This is a genomic window from Agrobacterium sp. SUL3 (assembly GCF_001263295.1).
Taxonomy (GTDB): Bacteria; Pseudomonadota; Alphaproteobacteria; order Rhizobiales; family Rhizobiaceae; genus Agrobacterium; species Agrobacterium tomkonis.
Window position 1 is genome coordinate 1 of sequence record NZ_KQ414498.1, and the last position, 14,489, is coordinate 14,489.

Genomic DNA, 14,489 nt, shown 5'->3' on the forward strand with positions numbered 1-14,489 from the left:
ACATAGGAAAAACGCCGCGCCCAGTCGCTAATGTGGTTGCGATCCGACGAACCCTGCGCCAGACGCACCGTCCCCTCACCCTGGGCGGCCGGCGACGGCCCAAGCCAGCCGCTGGCGCTGTCGGCCACATGCAGCTTGTGGGAACCGTCCTCATGGGCAAACCAGTAGAACAGCCCGTCCTCTTCGAAACGCCGGGTGAGATAGTCCAGATCGGTCTCGTTAAACTGCACGCTGTAATGCTGCGCCGGCGGCGGCGAGATGATGCCCGATGTATCGGGGGCGGGAATGCCGTGTTCGGAAAACAGCGTCTCGACGATCTCCACCGCCGTCTTGTCCATCCAGATGCGGCAATCCGAGCGGCGCGACAGAAGCCACATCTGCGGCCGCAGCGTCAGCGCATAGGAGCGCATGCCGCGGGTGATCGGCGGACCTTCGTGCAATTCCGTCACCAGACCATTGAACGGCCGGCGGATGCCGCTGCCCTCTTCCCCGTCGCCCTGGCTTATCTCGACCGACACATCGACAAGCCGGCCAATCAGCTCCTCGGGCTTGACCGCTTCTTTCTTGGCCCGCAGGGTCAGGTGGATTTCGAAGAGCCGCGACACGCCCTCATCAACCGCAAGTCGTTCCGGAAGAAGCTGGTCTTCNCGCAGGGTCAGGTGGATTTCGAAGAGCCGCGACACGCCCTCATCAACCGCAAGTCGTTCCGGAAGAAGCTGGTCTTCGCCCAGCGGGGACTTGACCTTGAGAACGCGGCTCGCCTGGAGAAAGTCCGAAGATGCAGGCTGGTCGGTCATTGAACCCCCGGGGTGTTCAGATCGATGGAAAATCAATCAGCTGTCAAATTCTCGACAGAATGCAATCAAACATTGTGGCGAAACCATGGACTCATCATAAATTATGCAACCAGAAAATGCCAAAATACCATCTATGACATCTGATAGCGCGAGCAGAGGGTGACGACCGGAACGACGCCGAGACCAATGAAGCATGATGCCGATCACTATTGCCTTAGACGGGAAGAGGCCTCCGGGACACACCGCGGTGCCGGCTGGTGGGTAAGCCTCAGGCGGCGCGGCCACAGGATCGTCAGGCTGTTCAAGGACAGCATCTACGGTTCCGGCGATGCCGCCTATTGTCAGGCACGCGCCTACCGCGACGCCATCCTTCTTGCCATTCCGCCCGCCACCAATCACGAACAGGCCGTACTTCTGCGTAGAAACAACCGAAGTGGTATCTCCGGCGTCAGGCACGCCGAGACGGCTGACGGGGATGTCTGGCATGAAGGGCAAAAAAGAGAAAACTTCTCCACCGCAAAGTTCAGCCTGCGGAACATGCCGCGCCTGGCCGCCGTTGAGCGGCAAGCGCATCCCTATAATTTAGCTTGACTACGATTAAATTGCACGTAATAGTTGATGCAGTCGTAACATTATGGGGAAGTGTTATGAGTCGCAAACTTCTTTCGGAATTTTTGGGAACGTTCTGGCTTGTCTTCGGTGGCTGTGGCAGCGCGGTTTTCGCTGCCGGTTTCCCAGAGCTCGGCATTGGGTTTCTCGGCGTTGCTTTTGCTTTCGGCCTGACGGTTCTGACCATGGCCTATGCGGTCGGAGGCATTTCCGGCGGTCATTTTAATCCGGCGGTTTCCGTCGGTCTGACGGTGGCCGGCAAGTTCCCGGTATCGAGCCTCGTTCCTTATATTGTGGCGCAAGTGCTGGGCGCGATTGTCGCCGCAGCTGCGCTTTACGTCATCGTCACTGGCAAGGCGGGGGCCGAACTCGGTGGTTTTGCCGCCAATGGTTATGGCGAACATTCACCGGGCGGATATTCCCTCGTGTCAGCGCTGCTGATCGAAGTAATCCTGACTGCGTTTTTCCTGATCGTCATTCTGGGATCGACACATGGCAGGGCTCCAGCCGGTTTTGCGCCAATCGCCATCGGTCTTGCCCTTACACTTATTCATCTGATTTCCATTCCGGTCACCAATACCTCTGTCAATCCGGCCCGCTCGACGGGACAGGCATTGTTCGTCGGTGGGTGGGCTTTGCAGCAGCTCTGGCTGTTCTGGCTTGCTCCGATCCTCGGCGGCGTCATCGGTGCTGTGGTCTGGAAACTTTTCGGCGAGAAAGAAGAGTAAGGCGCAAGGCCAGCTCCTTCCTGCCCGCGCAGACATGAATGGGAAGTTTGTTTTCCCGAATGGTCGGGGAAACCATTGAGGAGGATGACATGGATCTTGCTTCGATATTGGCCCAGGTGATCGGTGGTGCGGTTGGCGGCACGGCTGGCGGGAAGATAGTGAAGGATTCCGATCTCGGCTCGCTTGGTAACCTGATTGCAGGCGCCATTGGCGGCATTGGCGGCGGAACCGTACTTGGCTCGCTGCTCGGAGCGGCGGGAAATGCGGCGGCTGGCGGTGTGGATATCGGCGCTCTTGCGGGTCAGCTGGTTGGCGGTGGTGTCGGTGGTCTGATCGTTCAGATCATTGTCGGGCTGATCAAGAACAAACTCGTCGCCAAATAGGGCCGTTAGCCACCCGCGTGGCGGCGTGACAGAGCTTGCCGGAGGAGACACCTCATTCGGCAAGGCTTCTGGTGTATTCCGTATCGATAACGGCAACCCGCCGAAAACCGGATTTTTGCGAGATGCAGTGGCACGTCTGCAATGGTGAGACGCGTTCTGCGGCCGCCGAAAAGAGGTGTGAGGACTGTATTCACCGATATTGCTGATGCCGCGTCAGGCCGAATTCTTGACGGCAGGCATATGCGGTGTCTTGTTCCAGACGAAGGGTCTGGTTTTCAGTTCCACAACCGCGCGCCATGCCGCAAGAGACAACATCAGCCAGTAAAACGGGATCGCCAGCCAGCGTTGCCCGACCTGCTTCTTTTCATAGGGTATCATTCTGTTTCGGCCCATCAGCACGAAGATGGTGTAGCTTCCGAGAATATTCAGCGTATCGATGACGAACAGAATGCCCTGCCAGGAAAACAGCATATCTGTGCCGCTTTCCAGGATCGCCATGGCCATGAAGGTGAAGGAAAGAAACAGCAGGGGGTGGGTCAGTGACGATAAAAGCATGCCGCCGATCAACAGTTGAAAGACAATATAGTCGGTCCATCCCATCTGGCGCGCAGTTGTAACGGGCGCACGGGTCATCACCAGCCAGCTTTGCAGCCAGCCCTTGTACCAGCGCGCGCGCTGGTTCAGCCAGACGGAGAACGAGGTTGGCGCGTCCTCCAGTGTCTGTCGCCGAATGACACCGCAGCGATAACCCAGCCTGTGCAGTCTGAGGCCCATATCGGCGTCCTCAGTCACATTATAGGGGTCCCACGCCCCAACGCGGCGCAATACCGCGGTGCGGAAATGGTTTGAAGTGCCGCCAAGTGGCAGCGGCAGCCTGTGTGCGGCAAGAACGGGTAACATGCAGCGAAAGAGGCCGGAATATTCCAGCGCGAAACAGGCGCTGAGCCAGGAGGAGCGTGCATTGCTGACAATAAGCGGCGCCTGTAGGCAGGCCACTTCGTCCGGCTGGCGGCGAAAGGTGGCATGGGCTTCGCGCAATTGTTGCGGATGGGGGCGGTCTTCTGCGTCGTAGACGGCAACCAATGTGCCCCGCGCCCCAGCGAGCGCATAGGTCAGCGCCTTGGGTTTGGTGCGCGGCAGGGATGGCGGCACTTTTATCAGCTCGATATGTGGACCGGGATTGACACGCTTGATGGCGGCGATCGTCGCATCATCATCCGCTTCGCAGACGAGCTTGATATCCAGTCGGGACTTGGGCCAATCCAGACGCTCCAGCGCGCCGATGAGTTGCTCGACGACCGCCTCCTCGCGATAGAGCGCCACGAGAACGGTGTAGACCGGCAGGTCGCTGTCGTCTCGGAGAGCCGGGAGGGTTTGTTTTTCGTTTTCCGTCGGCGCGTGCGGAGCGTTAACGAGCGCAAACAGCCTGAAAAGCAGGGTGAAGAAATAGAGCATCGTCAGGCTGACGTGAATGTAAGCCAGCGCCGCTTCCGTATAAAAAAGCAGCGACAGCGTCAGCAGCGTAGCCAGAATGCCAGTGTAGAAACCCTGCTGGCCCTGCAATGTAATCCTGGCGGAATGGCCCGGGGCCGCGTTGAAAAGCCTTTGTTGCGCCTCATGGCTGCGGCGCGTCTCACCAGCCTTCCAGATTGCGCTGCGCATGGCCTGCGGCGTGGTGACGGCAAGCTCGTCGAAAAGATGCGGATGCCGATCGAGCATGGTCTTCAGCAATGCAAACCGTCCCAGTTCCGGCACGATCAGAAGGAGCGGTCTGCCGTTCAGTGGCTTCAACCGGAGCAACTGCGGTTCAGCGAGTTGCATATCGAGGTTCTTGATATCCTCGACCCGTTCCGGATCGATTTCCGGGAAAAACGGTAGTCGCAGAAATCTGGCAAAAGCACTGAAGTAAGCTTCCGTCTGGACAAGGCCGCTTGCCAGCAATTCATCTTCCACCGTCGAGCCATTTTTAAGAGCCCGCTGCTCGAATGCGTCGATATAGGGTTTGCCGAAGCCCAGTGAAGCGAGGAACTGCGCCTGTCCGGGTTCAGCCTGTTCAGCTGCGCTCCATTGCCGATCATCGCCCGTGAATGAAAATGCAATTTTCCGTTCCATTGGCGTCGTGTGAAACGATTCTCGTGTATAATGGCTAGATTGATCCATGCATCGCCGCCGCCGTCATGGTAATGTCCCACATCCTGCCACGGACAGTATAGATGAGAATGACGAATGTAACGCGAAATATAGGTATCGGATTTACTTTAGCTATCGCTTTACAATTTTTTGGTGTTATTGGCGAAACTCATGCCGAAGGTCTTTCGGATGGAAACCGTATGCCGGTGCTGTTTGATGCGCAGGAGCGGTTTCCGGGCGGCGATCTTTCTTCCGTACCGCGGATCAGGTTTCTGATGTCGGTTGATTTTCCACCGTTCAATTTTACCGACCAGGAGGGCCGGCTCGCGGGTTTCCATGTGGATCTGGTGCGTGAAATCTGCGCCCAGCTGAAGGTGGAAAGCAAGTGCCAGGTGCAGGCATTGCCGTTTGACGAGCTGGAGGCGGCCCTGGAAATGGGCGAAGGCGAAGCGGTGATTTCTGGCATTGCCACCACCGCTGACCTGCGCAAGAGTTTTACCTTCTCGCGCCCTTATCTGCTGTTGCCCGCCCGTCTTGCGGTCAACAAGGCCGCGAAGTTCTCCGGCTCCGGCGCCGATGCATTGTCGGGAAAAAAGGTGGGGGTTGTCGCGGGTTCACGGCATGAACAGATGCTCAAGGCATTTTTCCCGAAAGCCGCCCCAGAAGGTTTCGAGGGCTACGAACCCATGTATGCAGCCCTGAAGACAGGCAAAGTGGACGCCATCTTCGCTGACGGCCTGCGCCTGCCTTTCTGGATTTCGGGGAGCGCTTCCGAAGGCTGCTGTTCTCTCTTCGGCGGGCCTTATATGTCCGACAGGTTCCTCGGCGAAGGCCTTTCCATCATGGCCGTCGATCCGGATAATGTGCTTGTACCGGCCTTTGATCAGGCGCTTGCCGCACTTTCCCGCAATGGCCGACTGGAAGAAATCTACCGCCGTTATTTTCCCTATGGGCTCTACTAGAACATTCGGAAAAACGGCGTAGCGGCCTGACGCTCGGAAAAGGCGCGGATGGCCATAGTTGGGTGTCGATCCGATTCAGATCGCCTGTGGCGTTCTCATTCTATTTCGCCGCGGCAAAAGCCTCGTCACTGCGGCGCAATCGCAAAAGCGCGATCCATACCGCAGCGGCAATGGCGGTCTCCACCATGAAATAGCTGCCGATCGTTCCTGAAATGCTGAAAGACCAGGTAGCAAGCGCGACGACGACGGAACCGATGAGGTTCCCGCTGTTCCATATCTTGGCGCGAATATCCTGCCGTCCGGATGCGCCGAGCGCTTCAAGCGCCGTTGCCGCAACAGCCATGGGTATCACCGCCCAGCAAAGAACACGGGTGATGACGGGCAGGGAAACATATTCGTCACCGAACAGGAGGGGCAGGAATGGTGCGATGATGAAGATCGCCAATGCGCTGCCGGCTGCAATGACAAGGGCGGCCTTCAGCACATTATAGGCGCGTTCTATCGTCTTGCTGATGCCCTGCAGGGCGGCGGAAGCCGAACCCGGATAGATCAGGCGGTTAAGCGCCTCAACGGAGAGATAGGAACTGTCGAGAATCCGCCGGGCAATGGAATAGCTGCCCAGAACCTCGGCGCTGGCAATGGCGCCGAGAACCAGAATATCGGCATTGCCGCGCACGGCCTTGAACAGGAACTGCGTGGAAAACAGAATGCCGATGCGGATTTCATCGCGCACGATCCGGAAAACCGGCCTGCCGAGCCTGCTGATCGCCTTCACGGAAATTACGGCGGCAATGGTGTGGGCGGCGAGGTTCCACAAGGCCCAGGCCTCTACCGTTTCCACCTTGAAGACGAGACAGGCGACCACGGCGGCAATCGTGCGGGCAACGGCAAACATTACTTCCAGCTTGTTGGCCGAGGCGAAGTCGGAATGGGCGATGAAGCTTTGTGTGGAAAGCGAAATAACCTTCAAGAGAACGAGGTTCGTGATGAGGATCAGGAAGGTGGTGATGAGCGTGTGCAGCAATGTTTCCGAGGTCGGGAAAAACACCGGAATCGTTACCATGCCGATGATGGTCAGCACCACGCCTGTCGCGGCACTCAAAAGGTAACTGTGGCCGAGCATGACTGGAAACATGCTGCGATCCTGCGCCACGCGGCGGATGAGCGATTCCTGCGAGCCGATGCCGCAGATCTGCACACCGAGATTGGTCACGGCGGTAATCGAGGCGTAAAGCGCGAATTGTTCGACACCGAGATGGCGGGCGAGCAGGGCAAACGTCAAAAGCTGGGCGGCGCTGGACATCAGCAGTGCCCCGCCGGATGCCATGTAGGTCAATCCCAGTCTGACTAGATGGCCGAACCGCGGCGTATTCAACGACACCTCATTCTCCATGTTTTTTCGACATTGCCGGGCAAGTTCAAGAATGATCGCCCGGCCTTGCAATATTTCGCGAACTGAAAAAGCCGGTAATCGGCCAGTAACCTGAATGCCAATAACCTGAATGAATGGCAGTTTCTCCTGTCTTAGCCTTCTTGAGGTAAGAGAGGGTTAAAGCAATTGCACAATAATGATGATAATGACCGTTTATGGTTATTTGGACATGGCCCGGTTTCACAAGGGTTTTGTTGTTCGTCACAAGGCAGGCCAATGATCCGATTTTCCGCTCCCGATGCAGGCGACCATGCCGCGTTTTGCTGATACGCAGTCCATTTCTGCGGAAAGCAGCGCCATGTCCCTTTCGGGCGGCCGCCGCGACGCGATTTTTTTCGTCGTCACGATGCTCTATATCTGGATTTCTGTGGCGCCTTTCGAGAGCCTTGCGGTGCCGCCGGTCCCGCGCGCCGCCGCAAACCAGCTGACCGGGCTGGTGATTGCGTTGATCCTGCTGGTATTTGCCCTGCGTCACCGGCTGACGGGGCTTTTGCTGCGGCCGCGTCTGCCTATCCTGCTGCTGTTTTCCTGGCTGGTGATTTGCTCGGTGCTCGGCACGCAGCCAGGCACCTCGCTGCAGCGGCTGATCTTTACGGCGCTGCTGTGCTTCATCACCAGTGTCCTCGTCGTCATGCCAAGGGACCGGCGGCAGTTCGACCGGATGATGGCCATCTTCGCCATCATTCTTTTGGCGCTTTGTTATTTCGGGGTGATCTTCCTGCGATCGCGCGCAATCCATCAGCCCTTTGATCTCGATGAAAAAGCGCTGGCGGGTGACTGGCGCGGCATCTTCAACCACAAGAACGCCGCCGCGCCCGCCATGATCATTCTTTTCATGGTCGGGCTTTATCTGCGTAACGCCTGGTCAACGGTTGGCGGTATTGCGATCACGCTGCTGGCGGGGTTCTTCCTCTGGAAAACCAACGGGAAAACCGCCGCGATGCTGCTGCCCGTCACCATCGCGCTGATCTGGATCATGGAAAGACATGCCGGCCGGACATTGCTGATGATCGGCGGCCTCCTCACGTTCCTCAACATCCTTGCGGTCGGCTCCACTTATTTTCCAAGCATACAGAATCTGGTCGAAAGCCTGGGCATCGATTCCACCTTCACCGGGCGAACGGACATATGGCGCCTGTCCTTCGACACCTTTGCGCAGTCCCCGATCTTCGGCCAGGGTTTTCAGGCGTTCTGGACGAGCGACCGGCTTCTATCGCAGGCCGATATTGCCGGCACCTGGGCAATCACTGCCTTTCATGCCCATAACGGTTATATCGAAAGTCTGCTGAATGGCGGCCTGCCGGCTTTCATCCTCACAGTTATATGGCTCGTCATCATTCCCGCAAATGATTTTCGCACGGCGGTGGACCGCGGCACGGATCCGGCTTTGACGCGGCTTTTCGGACGAATTTGGGTGTATGCCTTACTTTCTTCGTGTCTTGAGAGTAATTTCTTTACCGGAACCGGGCCTATCTGGTCGTCTCTTCTGATCGCAATTTATTGTTTGAGGCATCAGGCTTACGACATACTTGAACAGGGGCAGTAATTTGTTGACAGGCCGGGGGGCTGTGTATGACGCAAAAAATCGGAACGCTTGCAGACCGGGTCAATAACCGGCTGGTGCGGTATTTTCCGGGACCGGCGGTGCGGATCGAAACATCTCAGCCGATCGTCTCCTTCACATTCGACGATGTTCCGGCGAGTGCCTGGACGAAGGGTGCCCGCATTCTGGAGGATGAGGGCGTTCTCGGGACGTTTTACATTGCGGGCGTTTTTATCGACAGGCACGATGAACAGCAGGAGATGATTTCCGCAAAAGGCTGCTCAGAGCTTGCAGCGGCCGGCCACGAGCTTGCCTGCCACACCTATTCCCACCGCAAACTGTCGAGCTTTTCACGGCGCGGGCTTGAAGAAGATTTCGACCGCAATGACCGCGTGCTCGGATCGTTCGACGAGAAACGGCACAGGCAGAATTTCTCCGTTCCTTTCGGCATGGCCTCGCCAATCATGCAGCCCCTGTTGCGGCGGCGGTTCAGAACCACCCGCGGCATTATGCCCGGCATCAACCGCGGCAGCGTCGATCCGCATAATCTTGCCGCCGTCGAATTACGGTCGGATCAAAATTATCTCGATACCGCTGACCGCTGGCTGGAGGATGTTTTGCAAAATGGCGGCTGGCTCATCATTTTCACCCATGATGTTTCGACCACGCCAAGCTTTTACGGTTGCCCGGAAGAGAGGCTTCAGAGCCTCGTTCGCCGGGCGACGTCCGGAGGGGCGAAAGTCATGACGGTGGATGCCGCCGCAAATGCGCTTGGTCTCTGAACATATATTGCGTTGGGTATAGCGTCAGCGGCTCTTTACCCGCGCGCTTACTGGCTGGCCCAGATGATGCGGGCGATCCATTCCACATCGGCCATGTCGAAGCTGCGGTTGGGATGTTCGGGGTTCAACGACAGAAGCTCGATGTTCTTGGGGCTTTGCCGCGCCAGCACCTTGGCCATCACTTCACCGTCGCGACTTTTCAGCACCACACGGTCACCGCGCCGTACCTGCGCGCCCGGTTCCACGATGAGGATATCGCCGTCGCGGTAAAGCGGCATCATGCTTTCGCCCTGCACTTCCAGTGCGTAGACGCCCTGTTTGCGTTCGGGAGAAGAAGGGAATTCCACCACATCCCAACCCTGACCCGCCGGAAAACCGCCATCATCGAAAAAACCGCCGGAACCGGCCTGCGCAAAACCGAGAAGCGGAATGGCGTTGTCGGCACCGGAAGGCTGCATGGTCTGCGCCTTGCCGAAAGCGTAGCCGAAAAACTGATCGACACTCGCCCCCGTTGCCTCCAGCACTTTTGATACGGATTCCGTCGAGGGCCAGCGTTTGCGTCCGTCCGGGCCGAAACGCTTCGACTTGTTGAACGAGGTGGGATCGAGACCGGCACGTTTTGCCAGTGCTGATGGTGTCAGCTCATGGCGCTTGGCTAGCGTATCGATGGCGCTCCAGATCGTCTCGTGTGAAAGCATGATAGAAAGCCCGCAGATGGAGCCGGTGGCGGAAAAGCTCCTGTCGTTTACCCATCGGAATCTAGACTATATCCAGCCTGGAGTAAAGAAAGGAAAGGAATAAAATCCTTATTTCATGCCACCATGGCCGACGTATTTATCTTGGCGAGCTGGATGACGGCCTGCGTGCGGCTGTCTACCTTGAGCTTTAAGAGGATCGCTGAGACATGTGCCTTGATCGTGGCTTCCGAAACATTCAGCTCATAGGCGATCTGCTTGTTCAGCAACCCTTCGGCAAGCATGCCGAGAACCCGGCTCTGCTGCGGCGTTAGCGTTCTGAGTCGACCGATGAGATCGGCGACGTCCGAATCCTGTTCCTTTTCGCCTTGATGACCCGCCGGTATCCAGACATCGCCTTCCAGCACCGCGCGGATACCATCGCGGATATCATCGATACCGGAGGATTTGGAAATGAAACCGGAAGCGCCAAGCTCGATGGATCGGCGGATGGTGGTGGCATCGTCCGTTGCCGAAACGATGACGATCGGCAGGCTGGAAAATTCTGCCCTGAGCGCCATCAGGCCGGAAAATCCGCTAACTCCCGGCATGGCAAGATCGAGAAGCATCAGATCGGCGTCGTTGCGTGCCGTTGCAGCACTTCGGGCGGCTTCGAAATCTCCCGCTTCCACAATGGTCTGCTGCCCGTCAAGACCGGATACGGCCTGTTTGAGGGCGCCGCGAAAAAGCGGGTGATCATCTGCAATAATAATGACAAGTTCCGACATTCTGGCCCCCTCCCAAGGGCGTTATGCGGTTCTTTCGCGGGTACTGGTGCACTCCCTTGCCGGCGGTCGAAACGCACCCGGCTCCTCCGCTCAAGGTTGCGCCAATCGCTTGCGCATTACAAGAAAAAGCTTGTGGAGAGGTGGCCTTTGAAGCTCTCCGCAATAAAAATGCCGTGGAAACTGTGGACAATCTTCGAGCTTTGCGGCAAATCCCGCTGAGTGGAAAGCCTTGGAGAGCCCTATGCATGAAACGCCCGCGATCATCTATAAAATCGTTCCGGAGACGTTGTGGAGTGCAGCCAGGGCAAAAGGCGTGTTCGAAGGTGCGGCTATCGACCTGACGGACGGCTTTATTCATTTTTCGACGGCGAAACAGGTGGCCGAAACCGCCGCGCGGCATTTTTCCGGCCAGGTCGATCTGCTTCTGATTGCAGTCGACGGTGCAGCGCTGGGCGACAAGCTGGTCTATGAACCCTCCAGAGGCGGTGATCTTTTCCCGCACCTCTATGCCCCGCTTCCCCTGAGTGCCGTGCTTTGGGAAACGCCGCTCTCACTCGATCATGATGGCCAGCACCAGTTTCCGGAGATTTTATGATGAGCGGATTATTTTCCTCGATCGGCCGCAAGGGCCTGTTTCTGGTCGATCCGGAAAAGGCGCATGGACTGTCGATCGCCGCGCTGAAAAGCGGCTTTCTGCCCACCTGCATGGTGCCGCATGATCCGCGCCTGCAACAGACGGTTGCCGGTCTCGTTTTTCCCAATCCGCTCGGCATGGCGGCAGGTTATGACAAGAACGCCGAAGTGCCGGGACCGCTTCTGCGGCTCGGTTTCGGCTTCACGGAAATCGGCACTGTCACGCCGAAAGCGCAATCCGGCAATCCGAAACCCCGTATCTTCCGTCTTGTCGAGGATGAAGGCGTCATCAACCGCCTCGGTTTCAACAATGAAGGCCATGCCGCGGCGCTGGAGCGCCTGAAGCAAGCGAGCTTGCGCGGCATCGTTGGCGTCAATATCGGCGCGAACAAGGATAGCGAAGACCGCATCGCCGATTATGTGCAGGGCATAGAGGCGTTTTATTCGGTCGCATCCTATTTCACGGTCAATATTTCGTCGCCCAATACGCCCGGCCTGCGCGACCTGCAGGCGCGTGAAAGCCTTGCCGCACTTCTCGTTGCGGTGCTGGAGCGCCGCAAGGCGCAGACTGAGCGCTTTGGCAAACGCATTCCTGTCTTTCTCAAGATCGCACCCGATCTGACCGAGGAGGGAATGGATGACGTTGCAGAAGAAGCGCTCGCCCATGATCTCGATGGCTTGATCGTCTCCAACACCACGCTCTCACGCGAAGGCCTGCGGCCCGGCCCGCACAAAGGCGAGACCGGCGGCTTGTCCGGCAAGCCGTTGTTCGAGCTCTCGACCACGGTTCTCGCCAAGATGCGCCGCCGCGTCGGCGGCAACCTGCCGATCATCGGTGTCGGCGGCGTCTCGTCTGCGGAAACCGCGCTGGAAAAGGTAAGGGCAGGGGCCGATCTGGTGCAGCTCTATTCCTGCATGGTCTATGAAGGCCCCGGCCTGCCATCCACCATCGTCAAGGGCCTGTCGCAGCTGGTCGCCCGTGAGGGTGTGCAGTCTATTCGTGACCTGCGCGACAGCACGGTAGACCGCTGGGCTGACCGCAAGCTCGGCTGATTCTGGAGCGGGGTAGGGGCGCGGCGACGCGCTTGCCCGCGAACCCCGCTTCCGTCATCTGATCAGGCGCAGAGCACCATCGCCCAATAGGGCCGGTTGCGGCTGGCGGCGTCATAGGCCACCGCAACGCCAAGGCCGTTATAGGGCCCGAGCATGTTTTCGAGGTGATGTTGCGAGCCGATCCAGGCCTTGACCACACGCTCGACGCTGTCCTGCCCGGCGGCCACGTTTTCCGCCGCCGGAAGCGGAACCTTGCCGTCCTTCATGCGGATGAGGAAGCTGTCGGTGAGGCCGATCAGATGCGCCATCTTCTGCGCCTTGACCATGCGGCCGGCTTGATAAGCGGCAGCGCCGCTTGCCGCGCCATTGATGGCAAGGGGCGAAAGCCCCTTCGAGCGGCGCAGATCGTTGACCATCGGCAGCGCGGCCGCCGTCTCGTCGCGGGTGCCTGATGGCATTCCCTTGTTGGTGGGCATGGAAACGCAGGCGGAAAGAACGGAGCCGGCGGAAATCAGCACGAAGCCGCGCCGGGAAAGCGTCTGAAGTGATGATGTATTGGTCATGTCAGCGGCGATAGCTCAGAAGGCGCAGGATGATGAAAACGGGAATGACGATCGTGGCCCCGAGGATCAGATAGTCGCCGATTGCGCCCAGCGCATGGAAACCGCTGCGCCACAGGTCGACGACGAAATCGCGCGCGCTATAGATGATGTTCCACGGCGTCAATCCGAAGATCGCCATCAGAAAACCGACGAGCAGCGAAACCACCAGCAGCTTCACCACGGTGCGGGCCACCGTATCACCCAGCATTTTGTTGACCTCACCGGCCATCAGCAAGTCTCCTGTTTTGTCCTGACATATGAAACGGACCGCTTCGATGCAAGTTTTCACGCATTATATCGCGCCATATCAGTCAATTCCACGCGGGTGCCATGAAATAGGACTTGAGTTTTTTTATGGCTTGATAAATGACAGCCGGCATCTTCTCAGGAATCATTGATGGCCCCAAACCAGTTTTCTTCCGGTGACGTCATTGCCGACCGCCGGGCGGACTATGCCCGCATGTTGGCGGAAGGCGGTGATTATCCCGCCGCCGCCGAACTTATGGAACAGGCGCTTGAACTTGCGCCACGGTGGACGGCGGGATGGTTTCGCTTCGGAGAATATCTCGAAAAGGCGGGCGAGACCGCAAAAGCGGTGGCGGCTTATGAGAAAGTCGCCGAGCTGGATAGGGAAGGGCTGTTTGCAGCCGAACTGAAACTTGCGGTTCTCGGCGCCGCGGAAACACCCGAGCAGCCGCCGAGCCGTTATGTGGAAGGGCTGTTTGACGATTATGCCGACCGCTTCGAAGCCTCGCTTGTTGAGAAGCTGGATTACAGCGTGCCGCAAAAACTGGCGGAACTGATCGACAGGCAAGCGAAAGGCGGTATCTTCGACACCATTGTCGATATCGGCTGCGGCACCGGTCTCCTTGGCGTCGAAATCCGCTCCCTCGCAAAACGGCTGGAGGGGTTCGATATTTCGCAGAACATGCTGGCCAAGGCCGAGGAAAAGGGTCTTTACGATCATCTCGACCAGGCCGATCTTTCATTGGACGAAGAGACCTCGGGACTGTTCGCCCCGGCACTTGCGCAACATCGCGCCGATCTCGTCGCCGCTGCCGACGTGATGATGTATCTCGGCAGTCTTGAAACCGTCATGCCGCTCGTTTCCGCCCTGCTCAAGCCATCAGGCTTTTTTGCCTTTTCGGTGGAGGATGCGGGAGATGAGCAAGGGTTCGTCCTGCGGGAATCCCTTCGTTACGCCCATTCCAAAAGCTACGTGACCGACCTTCTTGAGCGGACGGGCTTTTCCCTCATCGAAATCCGCAAAACCACCATTCGCAAGGATGCCGGAAAACCCCTTTCCGGCATTCTCTTTCTTGCACGCGCCAGAGGCTGAACATTCCGTTTCTTGCCTTTTTCACGATAGGTCA

At 57.9% G+C, this 14,489-nt stretch carries 16 protein-coding genes; 9 read left to right on the forward strand and 7 right to left on the reverse strand.

Going from position 1 to position 14,489, the window contains the following annotated elements:
* The coding region (locus AKG12_RS00005) for a contractile injection system protein, VgrG/Pvc8 family (RefSeq protein ID WP_285277677.1) at nt 1-797 on the reverse strand (797 nt) is incomplete at its 3' end.
* 186 nt (nt 798-983) lie between these two features.
* Here AKG12_RS00005 and AKG12_RS00010 point away from each other — a divergent pair.
* The 3 genes from AKG12_RS00010 (at nt 984) to AKG12_RS00020 (ending at nt 2,517) form a co-directional block, all read left to right on the forward strand.
* Complete coding sequence (locus AKG12_RS00010; protein ID WP_285277678.1) at nt 984-1,388, forward strand: hypothetical protein; 405 nt, start codon at nt 984-986, stop codon at nt 1,386-1,388.
* A gap of 56 nt (nt 1,389-1,444) precedes the next feature.
* Nucleotides 1,445-2,134, forward strand: a complete 690-nt coding sequence (gene aqpZ / locus AKG12_RS00015; RefSeq protein WP_052816921.1) for an aquaporin Z — start codon at nt 1,445-1,447, stop codon at nt 2,132-2,134.
* Between the two features lie 89 nt (nt 2,135-2,223).
* The gene (locus AKG12_RS00020; RefSeq protein WP_046800726.1) at nt 2,224-2,517 is read left to right on the forward strand and encodes a hypothetical protein; all 294 of its coding nucleotides are present in this window, start codon (nt 2,224-2,226) and stop codon (nt 2,515-2,517) included.
* A gap of 213 nt (nt 2,518-2,730) precedes the next feature.
* On the opposite strand, the gene AKG12_RS00025 is transcribed toward AKG12_RS00020, so the two are convergent.
* A complete protein-coding gene (locus AKG12_RS00025; protein WP_052816922.1) occupies nt 2,731-4,677 on the reverse strand; it encodes a glycosyltransferase family 2 protein in 1,947 nt (648 codons plus the stop codon).
* Between the two features lie 170 nt (nt 4,678-4,847).
* Between AKG12_RS00025 and AKG12_RS00030 the strand changes: the two genes are divergently transcribed.
* A complete protein-coding gene (locus AKG12_RS00030; RefSeq protein ID WP_046800519.1) occupies nt 4,848-5,609 on the forward strand; it encodes a transporter substrate-binding domain-containing protein in 762 nt (253 codons plus the stop codon).
* Between the two features lie 100 nt (nt 5,610-5,709).
* Here AKG12_RS00030 and uppX read toward each other — a convergent pair whose 3' ends face one another.
* The gene (uppX, locus tag AKG12_RS00035) at nt 5,710-7,002 is read right to left on the reverse strand and encodes a Wzx-type polysaccharide biosynthesis protein UppX (RefSeq protein ID WP_052816923.1); all 1,293 of its coding nucleotides are present in this window, start codon (nt 7,000-7,002) and stop codon (nt 5,710-5,712) included.
* A 289-nt stretch (nt 7,003-7,291) separates the two neighbouring features.
* Here uppX and uppY point away from each other — a divergent pair, with 289 nt between their 5' ends.
* Both uppY and AKG12_RS00045 read left to right on the forward strand, forming a co-directional pair.
* Entirely contained in the window at nt 7,292-8,587 is a 1,296-nt protein-coding gene (uppY, locus tag AKG12_RS00040; protein WP_046800727.1) for a Wzy-type polysaccharide biosynthesis protein UppY, read from the forward strand.
* A gap of 26 nt (nt 8,588-8,613) precedes the next feature.
* Nucleotides 8,614-9,366 carry a polysaccharide deacetylase family protein gene (locus AKG12_RS00045; RefSeq protein WP_052816924.1) on the forward strand — a complete coding sequence of 251 codons (753 nt, stop codon included), beginning with the start codon at nt 8,614-8,616 and terminating at the stop codon, nt 9,364-9,366.
* A gap of 47 nt (nt 9,367-9,413) precedes the next feature.
* On the opposite strand, the gene AKG12_RS00050 is transcribed toward AKG12_RS00045, so the two are convergent.
* The gene (locus tag AKG12_RS00050; RefSeq protein ID WP_046800522.1) at nt 9,414-10,064 is read right to left on the reverse strand and encodes a S24 family peptidase; all 651 of its coding nucleotides are present in this window, start codon (nt 10,062-10,064) and stop codon (nt 9,414-9,416) included.
* A 113-nt stretch (nt 10,065-10,177) separates the two neighbouring features.
* Entirely contained in the window at nt 10,178-10,828 is a 651-nt protein-coding gene (locus AKG12_RS00055; protein ID WP_046800523.1) for a response regulator, read from the reverse strand.
* Nucleotides 10,829-11,069: 241 nt separating this feature from the next.
* On the opposite strand from AKG12_RS00055, the gene AKG12_RS00060 reads away from it, so the two are divergent.
* Nucleotides 11,070-11,423, forward strand: coding sequence for a DUF952 domain-containing protein (locus AKG12_RS00060; RefSeq protein WP_046800524.1), 354 nt, complete (start codon nt 11,070-11,072; stop codon nt 11,421-11,423).
* The gene (locus tag AKG12_RS00065) at nt 11,423-12,514 is read left to right on the forward strand and encodes a quinone-dependent dihydroorotate dehydrogenase (protein ID WP_052816925.1); all 1,092 of its coding nucleotides are present in this window, start codon (nt 11,423-11,425) and stop codon (nt 12,512-12,514) included. Before AKG12_RS00060 ends, AKG12_RS00065 begins: the two co-directional genes overlap by 1 nt.
* A 62-nt stretch (nt 12,515-12,576) precedes the next feature.
* Here AKG12_RS00065 and AKG12_RS00070 read toward each other — a convergent pair whose 3' ends face one another.
* Entirely contained in the window at nt 12,577-13,077 is a 501-nt protein-coding gene (locus AKG12_RS00070; protein ID WP_052816926.1) for a CAP domain-containing protein, read from the reverse strand.
* A gap of 1 nt (nt 13,078) precedes the next feature.
* Complete coding sequence (locus AKG12_RS00075; protein WP_046800527.1) at nt 13,079-13,345, reverse strand: DUF6460 domain-containing protein; 267 nt, start codon at nt 13,343-13,345, stop codon at nt 13,079-13,081.
* A 168-nt stretch (nt 13,346-13,513) separates the two neighbouring features.
* Between AKG12_RS00075 and AKG12_RS00080 the strand changes: the two genes are divergently transcribed.
* Nucleotides 13,514-14,455 carry a class I SAM-dependent DNA methyltransferase gene (locus AKG12_RS00080; protein ID WP_052816927.1) on the forward strand — a complete coding sequence of 314 codons (942 nt, stop codon included), beginning with the start codon at nt 13,514-13,516 and terminating at the stop codon, nt 14,453-14,455.
* Nucleotides 14,456-14,489 lie beyond the last annotated feature (34 nt).